The organism is Dyadobacter sp. CY327, from assembly GCF_021390415.1.
Lineage (GTDB): Bacteria > Bacteroidota > Bacteroidia > Cytophagales > Spirosomataceae > Dyadobacter > Dyadobacter chenhuakuii.
The window spans coordinates 1785496-1808790 of the sequence record NZ_JAJUXJ010000001.1 but is presented as its reverse complement, the minus strand read 5'-3'; the positions used below and the strand labels follow the sequence as shown (position 1 = coordinate 1808790).

Here is a 23295-nt window from a genome sequence, read left to right as displayed (position 1 = left end):
GCGAGTTGCTTTTTGAATTGCAGGAAATGTGCTTTGAGGCTCTGCCAAAGTAAGTATTTTTCCATTTTGATAAATTTATTATTGGCTACGGCAATGCAAACGCCACATAGGTTCCGCCTGCTTTCAGGCCATAGCGTGCGCCTCCGGCAGCGATGGCTATGTATTGCTTGCCATTCACCATGTAAGTAACGGGCGTGGCGAAACCACCTGCGGGCAATTTGTATTCCCACACTATTTTTCCGGTTTTAGAATCGAACGCCCTTAGTTTTTCGTCGTAAGTTGCTGCGATGAAGAGCAAGCCGCCTGCCGTAACGATCGGGCCGCCGTGATTTTCTGTGCCAGTAGGCGGAATGCCTTTTCTGGTAAGCTCCGGGTATTCTCCTAACGGCACCTTCCAGAGATATTCGCCCGTGTTCATGTCAATTGCGTTCAATGTTCCCCACGGCGGTTTGATGGCCGGATAATTGTCCCGATCGCGGAACTGCACGTTGCCATTGTTTACAAATGGCGGTGCATACGGGAAATCGGAAGCGGTTTTTTGAATGTCTGAGACCGCGTGAATGTCATTAGCGGCCGGTTTTTTTTCCATGTTTAAAAGAAAATTGACCAGCTCCTCACGATCCGCTTTGGGAATATGTTGGAAAGACGGCATCCTGTTGCGGCCAGTTTCAAGCAATGTGCTGATCTGCGCACGGGTCATTCTCTTTCCAATGTCTTTTAAGGAAGGGTAAGCTTGGTTTGCGGGGGCGCTTTTGCCATCGTTTGCGTGGCAGGCGGCACAATTTGTATTAAACAGAGTATTGCCTTTCGAGAAGGTTTTTCCTGCTGATTTCTCTTTCGCATCACGCATTTTGAGCCACCAGAGCATGTTATTGGAGTTCACATACATGACTCCGTTCGGATCAGCGGCGGTTCCACCCCACTCTGCCCCGCCGCCAATGCCGTAAAGCAGGCCGCCTTTTAATGTTGGCGGTTGGTTTTTCAGGCCCTTAATGCTGTTTGTAAACCGTTCTAGCACGTAGGCGTGTGCTTCGGGCGTGCGGTTGGTAATGTTCGCCTCTGTCACTGTCTGATTTGCAAAAGGTGCTGGCTTCACCGGGACAGGTTGTGTGGGCCAGGGATGCTCGCCGGGCAGTGCATTGGAAGTTGGAGCAGGGATTTCTTTTACATCAAATAAAGGTTTACCCGTATCCCGATCCAAAAGGAAAATAAGGCCATCCTTGGTTGCCTGCGCAACTGCTTCTACCGTTTTGCCTTTGCTTTTAACCGTGATTAAATTGGGTGGACAAGGAATGTCACGGTCCCACAGGTCGTGGTGAACGGTTTGAAAATGCCATCTGCGCTTGCCGGTTGCCGCGTCCAGTGCAATTACGCAGTTGGCAAACAGATTGGTCCCTTTCCGGGCACCTCCATAAAAATCCACCGAAGGCGAGCCGGTTCCCAGAAACACTGTTCCGCGCTTTTCATCAATCACCATTCCCGCCCAACAATTAGCGCCGCCGAGTTTTTTGTAAGAATCTTTTGACCAGGTTTCGTAACCAAATTCACCTGGAAGCGGAATGGTCCTGAAAATCCAGGCCAGCTTTCCGGTACGCACGTCGAAGGCGCGGATGTGACCAGGTAATGCATCGCCGCCTTCGGAAACGGACGAACCGGTTATCAGAAGATTTTTGTAAATAACGCCGGGTGTCGTTGAGCGAATGTTGAAGTTATTCAGGTCATAGCCATACGTTTCTTTATCACCAAGTCCGGCATGAAAATCAATCTTTCCATTTTCACCAAACGCTTTCACCAACTGGCCATTATCAGCATTGATCGCATATAATGTTGAACCAGCCGTGTACAGAATCCGCTTATCATTGCCTTCCTGCCAGTACATGACGCCGCGCACGGGATGAAAGCTGGGCCGCACATTCGGGTCAGCAAATGGATCAAATTTCCAGAGTTCCTTACCGGTGCCCGCTTCGATGGCAAACACTTTCAGGCGCGGCGTGGTGCCGTACATAATGCCGTTGATGACAATGGGCTGACACTGAATATCCATTCCCCGTTGCTGTGGATCATTGTTCTCACCCGTGTCGTATGACCAGGCCAGTTTCAGGTTTTTAACATTCCCCTTATTGATCTGATTCAAGGCAGAGTAGCGGTTTCCTGCATTGTTTCCCCCATATACGGGCCAGTCGTCATTACGTTCAGAAAACTTTCCAGGCTTTGAAAACCTGGAAAGTTTCATTCCGCAAAAAAGGACTGTTACCAGCAGTAAAATCAGATATCTGACAGCAGTTCTTGTCATAGTTGTTACTATTCAGAGCGATGAACCATTGTTTTAGTTCAAATTTGGATTGATAGATGTGTCTGAATAAGGGAGCGGAAACCAATAGCTGGCTTTCGTGATGGGTTTGATGGGCTGTAAATCGTCCGGACTTTTCTTCGCATTCGCTTCCTCCACTTTCTCCAATCTTACGAGGTCAAACCAGCGCGTTGTCTCACACGCAAATTCCCACGCCCGTTCCTCTACCACCGCGTCGGCAAACTTAGCGGCAGTTAAGCTTCCCATTGCCAGCGGTTTTGTTCCCGCAGGCAAGCCACGCAGGCGAACCTGGTTCAATGCGTCGTAAGCAGATTGGTCTGGTCCGCCTGTTCCGCGCGCTTTCGCTTCTGCATACGTGGTAAGCACGTGCGGGTAACGCATCATGACCGTAGGCAGCGAAATGTTGGAAGTCACCAGATTGCCTTTGATATACCATTTTTTGTAATATGGATGTTTCGTCAGACTGTTTTGCCATGGAATTTTGGTCGCGCCCAGTCCGAATTCCGTGCGGAATGTGGCGTCTTTTCTTGGTCCCGCAGGGAAATCGCGGAAAAAGTTAAGCTCGGCAAACATATCATCCCAGCCTCCTTCTTCACCCGGCATCGCTGTGTTTCCATAGGCTGCGTTCCCAGTTCCACTGCCTCCCGCAAATCCGCTTATTTGAAAAACAGCTTCCCGGGTTCCAGGTGAAGCAGGATCGTTTTCAAACACTGCGGCAAATGTGGGCAAAAGCTCAAAACCGTAAGCAGTGTGGTTGTCGATCACCTCTTTTGCTTTGGCAGCGGCAAGGTCGTACTTGTCGGTTTGTTTCAAAGGCCAGCCTGCCATGGTTAGGTAAACTTCGGCCAGGAACGCTTTCGCTGCGCCTTTATTAGCCCGGCCCGGATCGCGTTTCAGGTTAGGCAAATTGGTTTCCGCAATCTTCAAATCGGCAACAATCAGATCGTAAATTTCCTGCGGCGTGGACTTCCCTACTGTAAGCAACTCATCCGAATATTCACCGGCCGTGATAAGCGGAATGTTGCCATAAAATCGTACGAGCCAATAGTATGAAAATGCACGGATGAAATGCGCTTCGCCGACAATGATGTCGATCGTGGCTTTTGTTCCAACCGTTTTTTCCCAGTTATTGATCACATTATTTGCTCCCTGGATGGCCTTGTAGCAGCCTATGTAAACGGCATTGGAGCGCTGATTGGTCGTCGATGGATTGAACTGATCGAACTCCCGGATGTCGGCTTTATTACTCGCCGGATGCGTAGTGATATCATCGCCACCCATGACTGCACCTAGTGCACCCGTGTGCAGGAACCCGTAAGACCATTGCGCCCCCAGCCCCTTATAGGCACCGGTTAATGCAGATTCGAGTCCGTCTTGTGTGGCGAGTACATTTTCGCCATACAGCAATCCTGTTGTGTCTTCGTCAAGATAATCTTTGCAGCCCGCGCCTGTCAATAGCAATGCTGCCAGAATAAGAAGGTTATATTTTTTCATTTTTGTCTGATAATTAAAAGCCAAGATTAAGTCCAATTGTGTAAACTTTCGCGTTAGGATAGGAACCGCGGTCGATGCCGATGGCCGTGTCTGTTCCTGATCCTACATTGCTGGATTCAGGGTCCGGACCGGTGTATTTGGTGAATGTCAAAACATTGGATGCACTAGCAAATACGCGTACGGTTACTTTGTCTTTGAAAATCGACGTGGGTAGATTATAAGAAAGGCTTATGTTTTTCAACCTGATGAAACTTCCGTTTTCCACAAAGCGGCTCGACTGGGTAAATGGCTGATATGTTTTTGTGAATGCAGGAATGTCGGAAGTCTCATTGCCGGGGCGATAATAATCCCTGATCTCTGTAAGCAGAAACTGCCGTGCATCACCCGAGCCCGACATTGCGCCGGCTCTCGTATAGTTCAGCTTATCCAACCCGAATGCACCCTGGAAAAACACATTCAATGTCAATCCGCTGTAGGTAAATGTGTTGTTCCAGCCACCCGTCAGTTTAGGGAAGGCGCGGCCCACGATCTGGAAATCATCCGTATTGATCGCATTGTCACCATTGAGGTCTTCATAACGCGGGTCACCCGGTACTCGGCCCTGTTTGGCAGCTGCATCCGCATCGGCTGGTTTGAATGTGCCCAGATAATTCAGGCCCCAGTAAGAACCAAGTGGCTCGCCGGGTTTCAGCATGAATTCGTTTGTAATGGACAACCCGCCACCAGCGCCGGTTCCTGTTCCAAGGCGAGGCAAGCCACCCAGACTGATGATCTTATTTTTCAATGTTGAAAAATTCAGATTCGTTTCCCAGCTGAATTTCCCGCTTTCAACTGGCGTTCCGCCGATTGAGAATTCAAAGCCTTTGTTCTCGATTTCACCTACGTTTCGGGTCTGTGTTCCGCCACCGGCGTAGTTAGGCAAAGCCACGTTCAGAAGCAGATCTGTTGTGCTTTTTTGGAAGTAATCGGCTTCCACACGCAGGCGGCCATTCAGAAATTCCATTTCTACGCCGACGTCTGTCTGCCGCGTTGTTTCCCATTTAAGGTTTTTGTTTCCCTGGTTTCCCTGAATCACACCGGCGGTAACGGCCGTATTGTTGAAAGCAACCTGCGTCGTGTTGTAGGCAGATAATGTTGCATAAGGATTAATTGCCTGACTGCCCGTAACGCCCCAGCTTGCACGCAGTTTCAGGTTGCTGAATACATTCATGTTTTTGATAAATTCCTCCTCAGAAAGTCTCCAACCCACGGCAACGGACGGGAAAACGCTGTTCCGGTTATCTTCACTGAATTTGGAAGAACCATCTCTTCTCAGCGCCGCAGTAACCAGATATTTGTCTTTGAATGCATAGTTAACCCGTCCCAATAGAGAGAATAAAGTCCATTTTGAAAATGCCGAGTTAACAGATGCTGCTGAGTTGCCGCCAATGTTGTCATAACCAAGCTGCGGAAAACGCAGACCGCTTGCAGTGGCGGTGAAATTTCTGTCGGTGAATTGCTGGGTTTCCAAAACCGCCACGGCGTTGATCGAATGGTTACCTACGGTTGTGGTGTAGTTCAGTGCATTCGTATTTTGCAGCGTTACTTGTTCGGATGAGTAGCGGGTTGCGCCGGGGTTGTTGTTGGAAAGTCTTTTACCCGTGAAATTCTTATTCTGCGCATTGAGGTAATTGATCGCATACTGCAAATCCAGGCTCAATCCTTTGATTGGTAACTGCCAGTTCAAACCTCCGATCGCATTGATGTTCATGCGGTCGATATCATTGGATTTATCATACAACTGATCCAGCGGACTTCTTGAAACCGAACCGATGGGATCCGCGAATGTAGGCTGGCCGTCTGCACCGTAAGCAGGTGTGGTAGGTGCCCATTGCAAGGCTTCGATCAACGGACCGCCGCCGTCTGTGTTGTGGTTCATTGATTTTGCGCCCGACAAATTCACGCGCAAGGCAAGCTTGTTATTGATCTGCGTGTTTAGGTTTGTGCGCAGCACGTAGCGCTTGAAACCCGTGTTTTCCACGATCCCCTTTTGCTTCACATAGTTTCCCGAAACGAGGAAAGAGGTTTTGTCATTGCCGCCCGAGACGGTCACCTGCTGCTGTGTTCCGCTGCCATTTCTGTAAATCAGATCTTGCCAGTCGGTGCCGCCGTTTTGTTTAAAATCTGCAATCTGCGCATCTGTAAATGGTTTGTTAGAACCGGTAGCGGAGGCTCTCGCATTGACGATTTCGGCAAATTCGTCTGCCGGCAAGATGTCAAATCTTTTAATTAAATTGGATACGCTTCCCTGACCTTCGTAATTTACTTTCAGGCCTTTTGTTCCTTTTTTGGTGGTAATAATGACCACGCCATTCGCTCCCCGGCTTCCGTAAATAGATGTTGAAGCAGCATCTTTCAAAATTTGAAGCGACTCGATATCGGCTGGGTTAAGCAAGTTGTAGTTTGCGCCTACAAAGCCATCAATCACATACAAAGGATCATTGTTTCCTAAAACAGAATTGGCTCCCCGCACTCTAACCCGCGAATCGCCGCCCGGCGCTCCATTGGATTGCGTGACCTGCACACCTGCCGCACGACCTTGCAAAACCTGATCGAGACGGGTAACAGGCTGTTGGGCAAACTCCCTGGTGGACACCACAGATAACGCGCCGGTTACGTCCGATTTTTTTTGCGTTCCATAACCCACCACAACCAGCTCGCCCAGACTTGTCGATTCCTGAGCAAGTTGTATATCAATGGTCGCTCGGTTGTTAATAGCCACTGTCTGGCTTTGGTATCCGATGAAGGAAAATACCAGACTTCCATCGCCGGGCGCATTTAGATTAAAATTTCCGTCAGCATCGGTGACGGTTCCCGTTGCTGTTCCACTCAGTAAAATGCTCACGCCTGGCAGGGCAACTTTGTCCTGGTCCGTAACCTTTCCGGTTATTTTGCTATTCTGCGCAAAGGCGTAGCTCTGGCTCAGAATAAAATGGAATAAAATCAGACTTAAAAGTTTTTTCATAGTAAAAAGTTCAATTGGTGTTATATAAAAGGTTTGAATAATACAATTTTCGTACACATAAGGCGGTAACAAGCCTGACATGCGTGACAGATGGGCGTGCTTAACTATCTATGAATGTGGAGCTTTACCAATTATGGATGGAACCGTCGGGCGCTTTCAGGATGGGATGCGGAAACTTGGTTTTCTCTTTGATCTCCATGATAAACGTTGCCTTTTTAGGGTCGAATTTGACGCCCAGTCCGGGGTTGTCATTGAGATATAACTTGCCGTTTTTGAAATTGATAAAATCCTCGTTGAAATATGCCGGACGCTCAGGTTCACCACCCACCAGCTCCATCATCATACGCGCCGGACTGCTGGAACCCAGCACATGCACAAGCGTGGCCGTGGAAAGCGGGCCGGTAAAGTGCGGGATCATCCCTACATAATGCGTTTCGCACATGGACGCCATCTTCTTGAATTCACTGATCCCGCCCGTGTTTGGAAGGGTAAACCGCGTGTAATCGATCAATCGGTTTTCAATCAACTCGTTGGTGTCCCAGCGGTCACCGAACTGCTCGCCGACGGCCAAGGGAGCCTTGGTCATGGACCTTACATTTTTGTAAACGCCCGGATTTTCCGAACGTACAACGTCTTCGATAAAATAGGGTTCAAGCTCTTCCAGCGCTGTACAGATTTTCAAACCGTCGGTCAAATCAAAGCGCGTGTGCAGATCAATTGCCCATTTGCCGCCGCCGCCTACTGCTTTATCAATTCGCTTACAGTAATCGATCGTCTTTTTAACATTATCATAAAATTCAAACGGCTGCTCGCCCCTGCCGCCCGTGGGTCCTATGCAAAATGTGCGTAATCCTGCTGCCAGGCAATCCTGGGCTCTTTCTTCATCGGTTTTGGCTTTCGAAGCACGAAAACCGGTGGCATAACAATCGATGTAGTCGCGCGTGGCGCCACCCAGCAATTCGTAAACAGGCACACTTAATGCTTTACCTTTAATGTCCCAAAGCGCCATTTCCAATGCACCCAAGGCGTGCAGTTTTTCACGGCCGGGCGGATAAAACATGCCGCGATATACATTCTGCCAAATGTGCTCGATGCGGAAGGGATCTTCGCCGATCATCATTTGCGCACATTGTTCGATCATATCCTTCGAGCCGCCTTCGCCAATGCCAATAATGCCACCGTCAGTTTCAATTTCAACGATCCCACGCGCCTGGTTGAAGAGTGGTTTGGTATAGCCCGGAGCCGCGTAATAGCGGATTTTGGTAATCTTCAATTTAGAAGCCGCTTCGGTCCGGGTCGTTGGAAATCCGGTCATCGCTGCGGCGGCGCCAAGGGTGGCGGTTTTCAGGAAAGTTCTTCTCTGCATTATTTATTGGTGGTTAATAAAATTGGACAGCCATGCTACTTTGTAATCCCTGTTAACTGAATGATCAGGGAATCGCCAGGATTTGTTTGCTTGAACATTCAGCCTTGGCCACGGATAAATCCCTGGCAATCAGCTATGCTTAATCGATTAAGCATTCGATTTTTAAAAAAATCTGGATTTGGTATCCAAATTTCGTTTTGCACTAACTGAAACACATTATTACTAATAATGAGACACATCCTAATAATAAAACTCTGTCTTATGTTTGACATAATAAAGGTAAAGCAGCAGTGTATTCCTTGCAAGTATATTGCGAAAATTATTTTTTTTTGCGGTAATTTCATATTGCAGTTAACATGAAATGCTTCTGCCATTTATCAGGACATGCTTGAACCCATCTCACCAAGTCCAGGCGACGGGGTATGTCATCGATCTGATGCAATAGCAATTTGTCTGCAACTTCGTTTTCTGTCTGCTACTTGGTTTTGTTTTAAAATATGAGCTTGTAGCCCGCACCACGAATGCTCATGAGCTGCACACTTTCATCATCCTTTAACATCTTCCGCAAATGGGACATGAAAACATCCATACTGCGTGCATTATAAAAAGTGTCGTCTCCCCAGATTTTAAGCAAAGGCACCTGCCTTGGCATCAGCGTGTTCCTGTTTTGAAGCAATAATTCCAGCAGCGCTGTCTCCTTATACGATAGCGCGTATGTTCCCAGCGGCGTTTTTAACTGCTGTATGAGGGTGTCGAATTCGCATCTGCCAAAACGCACCGGCATCTGCGATGCGCCTCTTGCTTCGTCCGAACTGTCGAATCGATGCAGCAGCGCCTCCATCCGGACCAGCAGCTCGCCCATATTGAAGGGTTTTCGGAGATAATCGTTTCCCCCGCTTTTGAATCCCTTAATCACATCTTCGGCCAATGACTTGGCACTCAGAAAAATGATTGGAACACTGCTTTTCTGTTTTCTGATGTCTTCTGCAACCGTGTAGCCGTCTTTCAGGGGCATCATGATGTCCAGCACACAGATATCCGGCTGGCTTGATTCGAAAAGTTGCAATGCCTGCTGTCCGTCGAAGGCCACTTGTACTTCGTAACCGCTGCTTTTGAGCCCATCGCTGATAATTTGTGCCAAAGTAGGCTCATCTTCGGCATACAGAACTTTATACTTCATGATAAGCTGGTAGAATGATTGTAAAGGTGCTGCCTTTCCTTGCTTCACTTTGAAGCTTCACTGAGCCGCCATGCTTCTCAACGATTTGCTTCACGTAATGCAAGCCCAGCCCTGAGCCCTTTATATTATGAACGTCCGGATTTTCAGGCACCCGAAAAAACCTTTCAAAGATCCGCTCCTGATATATCACTGAAATTCCAGGGCCATTATCCTGAAAGCTGATGTGTATTTTTTCCAAGCTGCATTTGCACGAGATCGCGATCCTGACATTCTTGCCGCCATACTTCAATGCATTGTCAATGAGGTTGTAAAAAACATTAGTCAAATGCACCGGATCTCCATCCACAAAGCAGGGTTCGGTGGCTGGTTGGTAATGGATGACAGTGGCTGTCTGTGCCTGGCGCAGCTGCATTGAAGAAACTACACTTGTCAATCCTTGCTGGACATCATACAATTCACGGCGCAGTGACAACTGGCCATTATCGAGATGATCAAGGCTGAGTACTTTGTCGATCATCAGATTCAGGCGCTGTAATTCCGATTGGCTAATCTGAATATAGTTGTTCATTTTGGCCGGTTCCTGCGCAAGATCGTAGCGCGTAATGGCATCAAGGGCTGCCTCGATGACGGAAACGGGCGTTTTTAATTCATGGGTCATATTGCTGGTAAACGCCAGCCTTGCCTGTGAATAAAGCCGCTGACTATGCATTATTCTGAACAGGAAGAAAAAGGCTGCTCCGGTTGACAAAAGCATCAGCAGCGAAGAACCGAGGTAATAGCGCATCCGGTAAAGCACCACTCCATTTATTGATTGCGCCACCAGCTGGTAAGTGTGCAAGAAAAAATTCAGGTTGTAGCCATGTTGCTGGCTCCGATAGGCCGCTTGCTGTGCTTTTTTCCAGATAGCGGGCGACTTAGGCTTACCGCTGTCGTAATCATATAATACATGATAGGTATCCAGATCAAGTTGCGCACGCAGACATTCAACCTTAACAAGGCTATCCATTCGGGCCAGATCGCGTTTATCAGCAGCCATTATTGTTTGCAAGGTCTCGCCTTCGTCATAAATACGGATAATTTGCCGGTGGCCTGACCTGGGCTTATCATTGGCAATGTGGATCCCTATCGTGACAATGGTGCTGTCGGGCCTGATCTGCGAGCTGAAACTGCCTCCAAACTGACGGTCGCGCAGCCGCGTAAAAGCTTGTTTGATTTGTAGCCAGTCAGAAGAAAGGAAAAAGTTCTTGAAATTTTCACTGTTCTCATGCCCCTTGGCAACGCTCAGGTAATCGCTTTGACTTGCCGCATTGGCCACTGCCTGGTCAAGGTCACGTTTTACCTGAACCTGTTGGGCGCGGAACAGCTGGCCGAGCCAGGCCACCTGTAGCCCGACACTAGCCAGCATCACTAATGCAACAATTGGGTACGCATATCGGTTGGAAAGCCATTTCATGCCACTAAGTTCAGCATATTGCAGCATTGGTAATAAGGCTGCCGGACGATTTAACCATGTTTAACATTGCTTAACCCGCCATAAGGCAGGTGCATGGTAGGTTTGCATCATGAAAAAGTTAGCAATATTTTTAATGATGATCCTGCCTTGCCTGACTTACGGGCAGATGCAGCTGCAAGGCAAAGTAGTAGACAATGCAGGTAAACCACTCGATGCAGCAACTATCATATTGATGCAGGATGAAAAGCAAATTGCACTGGCGTTTGCTGATTCGGGCAACTTTGATTTGACCTTCCCAGCGGGCGGCACATACACTATTTTTGCAAGCCTTGTGGGTTACCAGCAGGTCAGGATGCTGGTTGAACTGCCCAAAGACAGTCTCGTTCTCACCATGCAGCAGGACAACAAGCAGCTGGATGAAGTTACCGTTACTTTTCGCAAGCCACTGGTCGAGCGCAAAGTTGACCGGGTAACGTTTAATGTCGAGAACAGCATCCTGGCTTCCGGCAGCAGCGCCTGGGAATCACTCGGGAAAGCGCCGGGCATTCAGATTAACAGTAACGAGGAGATTACCGCCAACCGAAAAGGAGTGCGTATATACATTGACGGCAAGCCGCTTAACCTTGCGGGAGACGACCTTTCGGCTTATCTCAAAGGCCTTCCATCTCATCTGCTTGCTCAGATAGAGGTTTATTCAAACCCTCCGGCGCAATTCGATGCCGCAGGGGCATCCGTTATCAATATAATCACCAAAAAGGGTGGAAAACAAGGACTTAATGTAACCCTTAATACAGCTGCAACCCAGGGTATCTATCTGGGCCACAACACCAGCACGACTTTTAATTACAGGAACAATAAGCTTAACCTTTACGGAAGTTACGGCTTTGCGCACAGGCATAATTTTCAGGACCACGATGTGGACATTGATTACGGCACTTCTCTCTGGAGCAGCCCAAACCGTATTATTTATAAGTCCGACAACCATAACTATCGTTTAGGCGCAGATTATCAGCTGACCTCTAACCAGGTTATAGGCTTTCTGGTGACAGGAAGTAACCGCGCAGGTTCTTCGGCGGGATACACAAAAACACGGATAACCGGCAACCAAATGGCACTGGATTCAACATTGAAAACTGATAACTTCGCGGCCACCAGGGGAAATCAATACGCTTATAACCTTAATTATAACATGAAGCTCGATTCTGGCAAGCAGAGTCTGAATATCGATATCGATTACTCACCATACCAAAGCAAGACGAATTCTTTTGCCGACAACATTTCATTTTTGCCCAACGGCCAGCAGACCTCCAACAAGTTCCACATCTTTACCCCCAGCTCACAGCACATTGCTATTTACTCGGGTAAGGCAGATTACATTTACCGCTTGTTTGGATCCTGGGAAGCAGTGTCAGGCATAAAGTTCAGCAGTACGAAGAGCCGTAATCATTTTGACTACTATAATCGAGACGAAACAACACAAACAGCCGTTCCGGCCAACTTCAACCATTTCATATATCAAGAAAAAATTGCCGCTGCGTACACTTCCCTGTCGCGTACATTCGGGCAATGGACGGTGCAAGGGGGACTGCGGGCCGAATTTACCCGGATAAAAGGTTACTCAATAACACTTGATTCATTGAATGAACGCATGTATTTCAAAGTATTCCCAACGGTATTTGTCCTATATAAAGCCAATGAAAATCACCAGTTGCAGTTCAATTATGCCTACCGGATTGAGCGTCCCAAATACAACCGTTTAAATCCGGCCAAGCGTTATTCCTCGCCATTCAATTTCTATGTTGGTAATCCCGCCCTGCAACCTGCATTTGTACAAAATGCAGAGCTGAGCTATACTTATAAACAACAATATAGCATCACAGCTTACTACACCTCAATCCAGGATGTTTTCACCAACATCAATGTGCAGGACAATCAGACAAAGCTTTATTATGGAACGCACGCAAACCTGGGTTTAAGCGCGAATGCAGGTGTCCGTTTATCAGCAGCATTTCAGCCGTGCAGCTGGTGGGATATCAATGTGATGGGCGGCGCTTACAGGCTGCGGGAAAAATCAGCCTATTTGTCCAGCGCATTCGACTATCACCTGTTTTCCTACGATGCGAACTTGACGCAGTCCTTCACCATTCATACGAAAGCAGCAGTAAAGGCTGAGATCAGCGGGACTTACAACGGGCCCGGCATTCAGGGAATCTACCGGGCGGGGCACAATTGGCAAGTGGGTGCTGGTGTAAAAACAAATGTCTTTCGTGGTGCAGGCACTTTGCGGCTGGCTGTAAACGACATCTTTAATACTTACAACGTTAAAATCAGGATCAGTTACCTGGATCAACAAAGCAATTTCTTCCACCATGCCGAAAGCCGCACTGTATCATTGAGCTTTTCATATCGTATCGGAAAGAATGTAACCGCTTCGCGAAGCCGAAGTACAGCCAGCGAAGAGGAGCGAAAGCGTGCACAGTAAAGCTTACAGAAGATTAGCAAGGAAAGCGATTTCAAGGCATTGCGCGGCTTGGCAACAGCCGGAATGTAAATTACGGTATGCTACAAGCAAGAATTTTACTTAACCAAAAACTGGGACTGGTCGTATGCCTGGCCCTATATGTTAACGCTCATACATCATGTCCATAAATAACCAATCCAAAAACAGTAGTATCTCCAAACCCGAGAGTAAAAAAGCGATCGGAATATTTCTGCTTTTAACTTTTGCTTTTAGTAGCGTCGTTTGGATATTAACAATTCACTCAGGCGAAGGCCGGATCGGTGGCAGAATATATGGCTATGGCATCATGTGGTGCCCGGCGCTAGCAACCTGGCTAACGTGTAAAATCATGAATTACAGAGTTAGCGATCTTGCCTGGCAATGGGGTAAACCGAAATACCTGGCTTGGGCCTATCTCACTCCTTTATTGTATTCGCTGATCGCTTACCTGATCATATGGTTAACAGGCTGGGGAGGATTTTACAATAAAGAGTTTGTTACGGAAGCAGCAAAGTCCCTGGGCTGGGCTGGTTTATCTCCCGGCGTGTTCATCCCCTTATTTTTTGTTGTAAATGGGATTATCGGCCTTTTCGGGAGCATGAGTACGGCATTAGGTGAAGAGATCGGCTGGCGCGGATTTCTGGTACCCCATCTTAGTAACATTACCAGTTTTACCAATACCTCCCTGATCAGCGGCATGATCTGGGCCTTTTGGCACTACCCTCTTATTATCTGGGGACATTATAATGGCGGCGCGCCAATCTGGTATGGGTTGACCTGTTTTACTATAGCAGTGGTTAGCGCAAGCTTTATCTATACTTGGTTCAGGCTGAAATCAGCGAGCCTATGGACAGGTGTAATGCTGCATGCCAGTCATAATTTATTCATCCAGACTTTTTTTACACCTATAACCATTGTTTACAGTCCCAGGACCAATTACTTCATAGACGAATTCGGGGCTGTGCTTGCAGCTGTAACTTTTTGCGCCGCCATTTACCTCTGGTCCCGCAGACAAGAAGTGTTTTAAATTTGAATTATAGGCAGTGTTATTATTTTTTTATCCGTTTCCGTATCCTGCTCAATGATGGGTTCGTAATACCTAAAAATGAGGAAATGTGATAGGCTGGAATCCGCTCTATGATATTGGGGTGCTCTTCGAGCAGCCTCAGATATCGCTCCTCATGCGAAAAGAAGACAAATTCCTCTGTGCGCGTCTGTGCGTAAGAGAAGAACAGTTCTGCCAACAGCCTTCCGAATTTTGCCCAATTGGCATTGGCTTCATACAAATTATTGAGGTCTTTGTAGGAAATAAAAAAAATTTCAGAATCTTCCATTGCTTCTATATAATACCAGCAGGCTTTTTGGGAAATAAAGCTCCTGAAAGAAACGACAAACTGATTCTCTGAAAAGAAAAACAGGTTTTTATCTGTATCCGTTTTGGGATCGTGGTAGTATATGCGAAAAATCCCTTTTACAACTAATCCGAGGTCATTGCAGACCATGCTCTGCATATTAAAAAAATCCCCTTTTTTGATCGTTCGCGGTTTCCAGAACGGGCGTCCCTCAGCAATATCCTTTTCTTTCAGCGAAGCGAAATCTCTCAGACGCTGGGCTACAATTTCATTTTTGTCACTCATGGCACTTCATTAATTGATACAAAACAGCGGCAGCTGAAAAGCAAGAATAATTATTTTTTTGGCAAAACAAATTTACAAACGCCTCGTGATTTCTGAACTTCTATTGATCGTTTTACTTAAACGAAATGCCGCCAGTATGAAGTAAAACGCGCCAAAAGCGGCATAACCAGCTAGGGTATTCACACCTGTACCCGGCGTATGTGCTTGTAAATAGATGGAGACGCCCGCCAGCATGGACTGCCCGCCGCTAATAATCATCGGCCATTGACCGTCCATTTGCTTACGTCGATGCAAACCTAGGATTAGTTGGATCAGCCCAGTCAGGATTGCCCAGGCGCTAAAAACGATCATTGCCTCTGGAATTCCTTTTTGCAAGGCTATGGAAACCGCAATTGTGGTAATGACGCCGATGGCAACATTCACATATTGCGGTATTTTATTAGCCGATGGTGGGTTGGATTTAATGTCGAAAAAGGTAGCAATTACATCCCAAGCAGGATAGATGACAAACAAGACCATAGCGAAAGAAGCATTTGTCTTCGCTAAGGTGGTCACCAGCAATACCCATACAATTGAGAATGCAGCGCGTGTAAAATAAAGTGTCCGCAGCGACTTGGCGGTTTCAACAGCCTCGTTGGAGAAGGTAATTGTGGATGTGTCCGGTGATTTCATGATGTAACATTTTGTTTTTTGTTACATCAAAGGTCAATGGTATTCACTCGCCTGATTTTCACCTAAGTTAAAAACGCGAGTAAAAACCCGAAATTTTCGTCAATATTTTTGCTGAATCTGTTTTCAATCTTTTAAGGCTGCTTTTCCAAATTGATACGACATTGCCACCACAGCTGCTGACATACTGTTGTCATTTCCGCATTATAATTTTGAGAAAAACATTCCATCTTATGAAATTTGCATCCATCCGAATTATCACCGCAGACATCCAACCTCTAATTGCATTCTATGAACAAATTACGGGTTTATCCATTATTCAGCATACAGCGGATTTTGCAGAATTACACACCTCATCAATCGTACTGGCGATCGGCAGCACCCGGACTTTGGAGCTTTTTGGAGGAAGCCATCCGGCCGTCCCGGCATCCAATCAATCGGTCATTTTGGAGTTTCTCGTGGACGATGTAGACGCAGAATACCACAAGCTGGCAGACATCCTTAGCGATGACATTGTTCAAACACCAACAACAATGCCTTGGGGAAACCGCTCTATGTTGTTTCGCGATCCTGACGGAAACCTCGTAAACTTTTTTACGCCAGTCACCCGGTAAGCAGTTTGCCACCCATCAATGCAGCGCTGCCGACTCGCATGACAGGCTCACTAAGAGAAGCCTACCGAAGTCAAGTGTCAATATCACTGTTTTCAGCAGGCACAATACTTTAACATTGAATGATGTATTCATTTTCCCCGAAATTATTTTACATTCCCGGGGATAGTGGGGTAAATAAATCTCTTATAGCAACAAAGATCCTGCCGGGTTTAGCATATATAAATACACCAAAAGTGAAGAGCGATCTGAAAATAGTGTACCTGGAAGGTTCAGAGGCGGGGGCAGTTACGGCGCGACAAGCCTTAAACAAAGCAGGGATAAACGCTGAGATACGTGTTGCCTGCAACAACCATCAATATATAGCGGCACTAGCGGGTTTTGGCCCAGATATTATCCTCTCTGAATATACTCTGGCCGGTATCCATTGCTCAGAGGCAATTGCGAGTCTCCGGCAGAGCGGGCTGAAAATTCCTTTCATGATCTTCTCGAATGCAGTGTCCGATGAAATGGCAGAAGAGCTTCTGATGCTGGGGGTGGACGATTACATTATCAAGGACCAGCCCGGCCGCCTGCCGTTCGCAATACAGCAGAGTCTGGAAAAATACAAGCTTAAAAAAGAGCAGCAGGACATGCTCGAACAGTTAACCAACAGTGAAAAGCGTTTTCGCACGCTGGTGGAAAACAGCATGGAGGCCGTTGTCGTGCTAAATGCGCAGGCCCAGCCAACCTACGTTTCGCCGGCCGTTAAAAATGTATTGGGATACTCCCCGCAGGAGGTCCTTAACATGGACCTTTTTACTTTGCCACATCCTGACGATATGGAAGAACATGCTAAAGTCCTGATGAAAGTTCTTGCCAGTCCGGGCGTACCCATACAGGGGCATACCGGGCGGATGCTGCACAAGGATGGCACCTGGCGCTGGATTGAGGCTACGGTCACCAACCTGCTACATGAACCCGCTATCAACGGGATAGTCGACAATTTCCGGGATGTGACCGACACGGTCCTGGCCAACCAGCAGCTTAAACACAAGGAAGGGCGTCTGAGCCAGGCCCAGGCCGTTGCCCACCTGGGCAGCTGGGAACTTGATTTAGCGACGCGAACCAATGCGTTCTCCGATGAAGCCTGCCGGATTTGCGGTTTATCCCTAACAGACAATATCCAAAGTGCGGCTTCCTGGATATCGTTCATACATCCGGATGATGTTGAATACGTACTGAAAAAGAACCGGGATGCGATAGATTCCCAACAGGCGGCGGACTACTACTTCCGGATTGTCAGAAGGGACGGACAGATCAGGTACCTGCATGCGCAAACCCATGTAGAGCTAAATAGCCAAGGGCAACCCGTCAGCCTATACGGCGTGATGCACGATGTGACGGAAACTAAAAAATCTGAGCAGGCCCTGAGAAGTTCGGAATCCAACCTGCGGGCTGTCTTTGAAAATTCTATGGAAGGTTTTATCCTGGCCGATACCCAGGCGGTAGTAAAGTACTTCAATAGCAAGGCCAGTAATTTTTATAAGCTAAGCACCGGCAAAGAAATTCAAGTGGGCGGTAGTTTGTTTGATGCGGTCAGTAAGGACAAAAGCGCTGATTATCAAAAGATGATCACCAGTGTGCTATCCGGTAATACCCGGCAGTATGACCATATATATGAGCTAATTGATGGTGAGAGCAAATGGTTAAGCATTATGTTTGTCCCTGTGTACGGGAACGGCGAAATCACGGGACTCAGCTTAGCTATGACTGATATTACTGATCGGAAGCTGGCCCAGGAGCTGCTTCAACGCTCAGAATCGAACCTGAACGCTATTATCAACAATACCGATTCCCTAATTTACTCCCTTGATACCGACCTGAGATACATCACCTACAACGGCGCACTGAAAAGCATGATGAAGGAAAGGTACGGCATAGATGTACAGCCAGGCGATGATATCCGCGAATCTCTGGAAGAGTTTGATCCCGGCTCGGCCCAGGAATGGGAGGTGATCAATGCTCGTACATTGAGCGGTGAAATTTTGAAATTCGAAAAGTTGTTCCCCTACAACGGATCTGACAGCTATCTGAGATTTTCAATTCACCCCATCATCAAAGACAATACCGTTACCGGCCTATCCTGTTTTGTAAATGATATTACCCGGGAAAAACACGCTGAACAAGAAGTGCTTAAAGCGCTTGAAGAAAGGAATGTCATCCTGGAAAGTATAGGCGATGGGTTTTATGCACTAGATAAGAACTGGATTGTAACCTACTGGAATAAGCAAGCAGAGACCATGCTAAACTGCCCCAAAGACACCATATTGGGCCGGGTTGTATGGGATGTGTTTTCCGACATCGTAGACACCGAATTCCATCATAACTACCATAAAGCTATTGAGCAAAATGCCATCCAGCATTTTGAATCCTATTACGAAAGGGACAATGCGTGGTTCGAGGTGACCGCATACCCTTCTGCAAATGGGTTATCTGTCTATTTCAGGGATATTACCCAACGCAAGCACTCGGAGTTTGAGCTTAATGAGCTCCACAAAAATCTTCAGAAATATACCGATGAGCTTTTGGCTTCTAACAAGGGCCTTGAACAGTTCTCCTACATTTTATCACACAACCTGCGTGCCCCGGTTGCCAATATCATAGGTTTAGCCGAGCTGGTAAACGAGGACACCTACCCTGCACAAGTAAAGCAGCAGTTTGTGACCGAGATATTAGTGAATGTCAAACGTCTCGACGATGTCATTTCAGATCTTAACAGGATTCTGCAGGTTAAAATGGGAGTAAGTGAAAATAGGGAACCGGTTTCTTTGCAGCAGCTGATAGACGAAATCAGCTCGAGCATCCAGAATATTATCGAAAAAGAAAATGTGCGGATAGAAACCGATTTTAGTGCTGTAAGTGAATTATTCACCTTGAAAAGTTATTTGCATAGTATTTTCTTTAACCTGATCATGAACAGTATCAAATACCGCCAGAAGGACATCGATCCTGTGATCAGGATAATAAGCAGCAGGGATCAGGACCTGGTAACGCTTTCCTTTCAGGATAATGGAATGGGGATTGACCTGGCCAGTAAAGGTGCGCAACTCTTTGGCCTCTACAAACGCTTCCACCACCACGTGGAAGGCAAAGGAATGGGGTTATTTATGGTCAAGACGCAAGTTGAAATGCTTGGCGGGAAAATTGCAGTAGAGAGTGTCGTTAATCAAGGCACCGAAGTTAGGGTTGCATTTAGTCCCCATGCTTACCAAATTCCAGTTCATGAAACTACCTTCTAAATTCATTGTCGTCGATGACGATCCCGGCAACAACCTGATCTGCAAATATATCATTGGCTCCATTGCACCTGATGCCAGTATCCATCTGTTTACTGACCCCGAAAAGGCGTTGGAATGGATCAGAGAAGACTATGGTAATAGCACGCAGGATCAGCACGCTGCCCTCTTTCTTGATATCAATATGCCGGTAATGACCGGATGGGAATTTTTGGATACATTCTGTTCGTTTCCCAGCCTGGTACAGGAACAAATCACCATATTTATCCTCTCCTCTTCCATCGATCCGGAAGATACCCAGAAGGCAGAAAACCACCCACTCGTTAACGGTTACTATTCAAAACCGTTAAGTAGGGAAACGATAAAACAGATATTTAGCACATAATGTGGCCAAAATACTTCAACTAAAAAGCCGGAGCCGAAACATTAAAGTTTTAGTTCCGGCTTTTCCAAATACGCAAGCGATTTACTGATAAAACCAGCGTGCTTTGTAAACTTTCATGTCCGGGAATGCAAAACTCCGCTCCGGAGCAAGGAATCGTACATGATACGTCCACCAGCTTTTTTCAGGGATAGTGAAAATGTACTGGCCAGCGCTATCACGGTTCAGACTTTTAATATTCTCTGCATCGGGAAAACCGCTGATCTTGGTAAATTGATGATCGTTGAGGTTGAAAGTCCAGGCACCCGTATGTTCCGTCACAAAAAGGGCATTCTCATCTGAGGTAAGCCCCAGCTCATGTCCGCCTTCGCCAGGAATTTTCCAGTGTGCATTCAAGCTGAGACTTTTTCCGTTTACCAATTTATATTCCCTTAGGACATCAAATCCCAAAGCGAATAAACTCTTTCGCTTAGCATCCCACACAACCCCGTGAGCTGAATACAGGCTGTCCGTAAAAAGCGGCTCGTTGGGTTTTTTGATATCAAAAAGCATAATCTTGTTTCCATTCGCGTGCGTCGAGGCAGCAGCTGCTATCTTGTTACCTGGGAGAATTGCAACGGAATGTGCGTTAGGTACTTCGGCATAGAAAACGACTTTTTTATCGGACACATTCAGGATTGCGATCGCACCTGAGGACGATGATATCAGTATTTGTTTTCCATCGTTGATAGCCTTACAATCGTCGGTCGAATTGAACTTTCTGTTTCTGAAAGTTTCCGGAAGATCTTTTGCCAGATGCGCATCCCAGCTCCAAATGATCTCGGGTATGCTGTCACGAGATTTGTTGTAATCCACGATCAGGATCTTGCTATCCCCGCAAACCAGAAATGACTTTGGCGGAATGGATTGCGCGTATTCCTGATTTATCCATGCTTTTTTCAAAGATTCGTAATTGGGCTTTAAATCTTTAAAGCTGTAATTGTTGTCGGCCTTCTTCACAGCCTCGTACATGAACGAGCCTTTGTATCCGACTTCGACGAGCGCTGAGATGACATTGTTCCAATCGATGATACCCTTCCCAGGCAGCCAGTGGCGCTCGTTTACGTTATCATAGTCGGAAATGTGAACGGTACGGATCCGTTTATTCACCGCCTTTACAAAATCCTGGGGAGTCTCTTTCAATAAATGGTTGGAATCAAAACAAATACCGATGTTATCAATACCGTCCAATATCTGCAGGATCTCCTTGCTGGTGTTGCCCAGGCAGGTGCGGGGAAGGCATTCAATGTTAAGCGAAGCACCTTTTTTCTTGCTGTATACTGAAAGCTCTTTCAGCGACTCCCGGCAGGCCGCTATCTTCGCCGCCCGCTCCGAATCCGGAATTGGTTCGGTACTCGGGTGAATCACAATTTGCTTGACCTTCATTTCCATTGCCAGGTCGATGTATTCCTTGGCATTGCGCAAAATGTCTGGCCTCTTCTGAGGATCAGTTTCCGCCAGGTCGAACTTTTTGCCGTAAGGTATATGTGTCGACCAGATTACAAGACCCGCTTTTTTAGCATCACGATGAAAATTCTTCGCGAAGGCCAGGCGTTCCGCCGGTGTACCATTTACGAGTTCCGGTTTCCAGTTAACTTCAATATGCTCAATGCCACTCGCTTTAACTTCTTTCAATGTCTCAGGAGTTAAATCCGGGAACAGGCCGGAAGCTGTTCCAAGCTTCCAGCTTTCCGGAATTATTTTTTTACCCTGAGCCAAACAAGGTTGAGAAAGATAGCCTGCCGCAAACACGGTAAGCATTACAAGGCATTTCATTCCCAAAAGGCCTGAACCCATGTTTTTCGCAGTTTTAGTATCCAATGTTTTGATCTAGTTTAGGATTTCTGTCACGCTGTACATCCGGGATAGGCCACCAGTAGTCGCGCTGGGCATTGAATGTGCGGCTCATAATGGGTTTTGCGTCGTAAGTAAGAACGGGCGCGTTAAGTACCACCTCGGCAGTTTTCCATCTGCGAATGTCGGTATAGTACAACCCTTCACCTGCAAACTCGATGCGGCGTTCCAGGCGGATTATCTCTCGCATTTCGGCTTTGGTCTTTCCTGCAGCAAAGAGTGGCATGCCTGCGCGAGCTCGTATTTTGGTTACCGCGTCCAGTACTGAAGCGTCAGGCGCGGCCGAAGCTTCGTTTTGCGCCTCGGCATACATCAGCAATATGTCTGCATAACGGATCACCATATAGTTGATCTCCGAGCGACTTTCCTGAACGTTATTGCTATTGGCTTCCTTGTCATAAATAGTATATTTCTTGGTGCCATATCCGGTTACTACAAATCGGGCGGGGGTAACCAGCTGGCCCTGGAACATATCTCCGGGATACACGATCGTCTGGTACATACGCGGGTCGCGGTTGTCGTGCGGATTGGCTGCATCATACAAAGGCGACTGAGACTGGGGCAGCCCGTCTTTCATCAGATAGGCATTTACCAGGTCACGCACGGGTGCATTGGTATTGTACTGGCGGCCGATCAGGTCAAAAGAGCTCCCCAGTTGCGGTGCCATAAATTGTACATCAAAGATCGATTCGCTGCTGTTTTCATTCGCTGGAAGAAACAATCCGCGGTAGTTTGGAAAAAGTGCGTAGCCGGTTCCGGGAAGGTCCATCACTGCTTTGGCGGCATCGGCAGCCAGCTTCCATTTAGCAGCGTCTCCTGAGGTGTTGATTAATGGGCTTGCCTCAAAAAGGAGCACTTTCGCTTTCAACGCCAACGCAGCACCCTTGGTAGCCCTTCCAATGTCAGTAGCAGCTGAGTATTTTACCGGAAGCACAGCAATCGCTGCGTCCAGGTCTTTCAGTACCTGCTGTACTACTTCCTCCCGGGAATTCCGTGGCAGCTCCGACTGGGCAGCCGGGTCCGGCTGGTCGAGGATCAGCGGCACGCCACCGTAGTAGTTTGCAAGGGTAGAATAATACAATGCTCTCAAAAAGTTTGCTTCGCCCTTCATGCGATTTTTCAATGCAGCATCCATGGATACGGCATCAATTTTTGCAAGAAGCGAATTACAACGTCCTACTCCACGATAGGCGTCGTCCCATCTGCTGGTGATGATCGCTGAATTGCTGGCTGTCTGAGTACCAGCCCCGATCACATTCCAGCCTCCGGAGTTGTCATAGTTATATGCATTGGGTGTGGCGGTTTCCTCCCAGAGCGGAGTCGCGGTTCCACCAAACATACCTGCATTGCGCAACACAGCGTAGCAGCCGGTAAGCCCCATCATAGCATTGGATTCAGATGTCCAGAAGGTTTCCTCGGTATACCGGTCATTCGGCTGCACATTCAACATATCGTTTCCGCAACCGGCCATAAACAGACTGAGCGTAAAAACGCAGATTATCTTTTTCATAATATCT

15 protein-coding genes are annotated in these 23295 nt (G+C 47.3%); 5 read left to right on the top strand and 10 right to left on the bottom strand.

What is annotated here, in order from left to right; genetic code table 11:
• Positions 1–85: 85 nt before the first annotated feature.
• The 6 genes from LZG74_RS07530 to LZG74_RS07505 all read right to left on the bottom strand — a co-directional run bounded on the left by LZG74_RS07530 (position 86) and on the right by LZG74_RS07505 (position 10808).
• Positions 86–2293 carry a PQQ-binding-like beta-propeller repeat protein gene (locus tag LZG74_RS07530; RefSeq protein WP_409014441.1) on the bottom strand — a complete coding sequence of 736 codons (2208 nt, stop codon included), beginning with the start codon at positions 2291–2293 and terminating at the stop codon, positions 86–88.
• Positions 2294–2326: 33 nt separating this feature from the next.
• Positions 2327–3805, bottom strand: coding sequence for a RagB/SusD family nutrient uptake outer membrane protein (locus tag LZG74_RS07525; protein ID WP_233795955.1), 1479 nt, complete (start codon positions 3803–3805; stop codon positions 2327–2329).
• 13 nt (positions 3806–3818) lie between these two features.
• The gene (locus LZG74_RS07520; RefSeq protein ID WP_233795954.1) at positions 3819–6809 is read right to left on the bottom strand and encodes a TonB-dependent receptor; all 2991 of its coding nucleotides are present in this window, start codon (positions 6807–6809) and stop codon (positions 3819–3821) included.
• A gap of 124 nt (positions 6810–6933) precedes the next feature.
• Entirely contained in the window at positions 6934–8175 is a 1242-nt protein-coding gene (locus LZG74_RS07515) for an enolase C-terminal domain-like protein (protein WP_233795953.1), read from the bottom strand.
• Positions 8176–8665: 490 nt separating this feature from the next.
• Positions 8666–9355 carry a response regulator transcription factor gene (locus LZG74_RS07510; protein WP_233795952.1) on the bottom strand — a complete coding sequence of 230 codons (690 nt, stop codon included), beginning with the start codon at positions 9353–9355 and terminating at the stop codon, positions 8666–8668.
• Positions 9345–10808 (bottom strand): sensor histidine kinase KdpD, encoded by a 1464-nt coding sequence (locus LZG74_RS07505; RefSeq protein WP_233795951.1) that lies wholly within the window; start codon positions 10806–10808, stop codon positions 9345–9347. The genes LZG74_RS07510 and LZG74_RS07505 overlap by 11 nt, the downstream gene beginning before the upstream one ends.
• 109 nt (positions 10809–10917) lie before the next feature.
• Here LZG74_RS07505 and LZG74_RS07500 point away from each other — a divergent pair, with 109 nt between their 5' ends.
• Entirely contained in the window at positions 10918–13290 is a 2373-nt protein-coding gene (locus tag LZG74_RS07500; protein ID WP_233795950.1) for an outer membrane beta-barrel family protein, read from the top strand.
• Positions 13291–13657: 367 nt separating this feature from the next.
• Positions 13658–14335: a CPBP family intramembrane glutamic endopeptidase gene (locus tag LZG74_RS07495; protein WP_233795949.1), complete on the top strand. Its 678-nt coding sequence runs from the start codon at positions 13658–13660 to the stop codon at positions 14333–14335.
• A gap of 22 nt (positions 14336–14357) precedes the next feature.
• On the opposite strand, the gene LZG74_RS07490 is transcribed toward LZG74_RS07495, so the two are convergent.
• Positions 14358–14945, bottom strand: coding sequence for a Crp/Fnr family transcriptional regulator (locus LZG74_RS07490; protein ID WP_233795948.1), 588 nt, complete (start codon positions 14943–14945; stop codon positions 14358–14360).
• Between the two features lie 72 nt (positions 14946–15017).
• Entirely contained in the window at positions 15018–15617 is a 600-nt protein-coding gene (locus LZG74_RS07485; RefSeq protein WP_233795947.1) for a hypothetical protein, read from the bottom strand.
• A 230-nt stretch (positions 15618–15847) separates the two neighbouring features.
• Here LZG74_RS07485 and LZG74_RS07480 point away from each other — a divergent pair, with 230 nt between their 5' ends.
• From LZG74_RS07480 to LZG74_RS07470, 3 genes are all read left to right on the top strand, one after another.
• Positions 15848–16228 (top strand): VOC family protein, encoded by a 381-nt coding sequence (locus LZG74_RS07480; protein ID WP_233795946.1) that lies wholly within the window; start codon positions 15848–15850, stop codon positions 16226–16228.
• Positions 16229–16347: 119 nt separating this feature from the next.
• Positions 16348–19506 (top strand): PAS domain S-box protein, encoded by a 3159-nt coding sequence (locus tag LZG74_RS07475; RefSeq protein WP_233795945.1) that lies wholly within the window; start codon positions 16348–16350, stop codon positions 19504–19506.
• The gene (locus LZG74_RS07470) at positions 19490–19888 is read left to right on the top strand and encodes a response regulator (RefSeq protein ID WP_233795944.1); all 399 of its coding nucleotides are present in this window, start codon (positions 19490–19492) and stop codon (positions 19886–19888) included. The genes LZG74_RS07475 and LZG74_RS07470 overlap by 17 nt, the downstream gene beginning before the upstream one ends.
• 81 nt (positions 19889–19969) lie before the next feature.
• Here LZG74_RS07470 and LZG74_RS07465 read toward each other — a convergent pair whose 3' ends face one another.
• Complete coding sequence (locus LZG74_RS07465; RefSeq protein WP_233795943.1) at positions 19970–21721, bottom strand: DUF6528 family protein; 1752 nt, start codon at positions 21719–21721, stop codon at positions 19970–19972.
• Positions 21722–21734: 13 nt separating this feature from the next.
• Positions 21735–23288, bottom strand: a complete 1554-nt coding sequence (locus tag LZG74_RS07460; RefSeq protein WP_233795942.1) for a RagB/SusD family nutrient uptake outer membrane protein — start codon at positions 23286–23288, stop codon at positions 21735–21737.
• Positions 23289–23295 lie beyond the last annotated feature (7 nt).

Coding starts and splice junctions, on each gene's coding strand:
- LZG74_RS07490 (WP_233795948.1), bottom strand. CDS start 14,945: ATGAGTGACAAAAATGAAATTGTAGCCCAGCGTCTGAGAGATTTCGCT.
- LZG74_RS07520 (WP_233795954.1), bottom strand. CDS start 6,809: ATGAAAAAACTTTTAAGTCTGATTTTATTCCATTTTATTCTGAGCCAG.
- LZG74_RS07485 (WP_233795947.1), bottom strand. CDS start 15,617: ATGAAATCACCGGACACATCCACAATTACCTTCTCCAACGAGGCTGTT.
- LZG74_RS07525 (WP_233795955.1), bottom strand. CDS start 3,805: ATGAAAAAATATAACCTTCTTATTCTGGCAGCATTGCTATTGACAGGC.
- LZG74_RS07465 (WP_233795943.1), bottom strand. CDS start 21,721: ATGGGTTCAGGCCTTTTGGGAATGAAATGCCTTGTAATGCTTACCGTG.
- LZG74_RS07530 (WP_409014441.1), bottom strand. CDS start 2,293: ATGACAAGAACTGCTGTCAGATATCTGATTTTACTGCTGGTAACAGTC.
- LZG74_RS07505 (WP_233795951.1), bottom strand. CDS start 10,808: ATGAAATGGCTTTCCAACCGATATGCGTACCCAATTGTTGCATTAGTG.
- LZG74_RS07460 (WP_233795942.1), bottom strand. CDS start 23,288: ATGAAAAAGATAATCTGCGTTTTTACGCTCAGTCTGTTTATGGCCGGT.
- LZG74_RS07510 (WP_233795952.1), bottom strand. CDS start 9,355: ATGAAGTATAAAGTTCTGTATGCCGAAGATGAGCCTACTTTGGCACAA.
- LZG74_RS07480 (WP_233795946.1), top strand. CDS start 15,848: ATGAAATTTGCATCCATCCGAATTATCACCGCAGACATCCAACCTCTA.
- LZG74_RS07495 (WP_233795949.1), top strand. CDS start 13,658: ATGAATTACAGAGTTAGCGATCTTGCCTGGCAATGGGGTAAACCGAAA.
- LZG74_RS07475 (WP_233795945.1), top strand. CDS start 16,348: ATGATGTATTCATTTTCCCCGAAATTATTTTACATTCCCGGGGATAGT.
- LZG74_RS07500 (WP_233795950.1), top strand. CDS start 10,918: ATGAAAAAGTTAGCAATATTTTTAATGATGATCCTGCCTTGCCTGACT.
- LZG74_RS07470 (WP_233795944.1), top strand. CDS start 19,490: ATGAAACTACCTTCTAAATTCATTGTCGTCGATGACGATCCCGGCAAC.
- LZG74_RS07515 (WP_233795953.1), bottom strand. CDS start 8,175: ATGCAGAGAAGAACTTTCCTGAAAACCGCCACCCTTGGCGCCGCCGCA.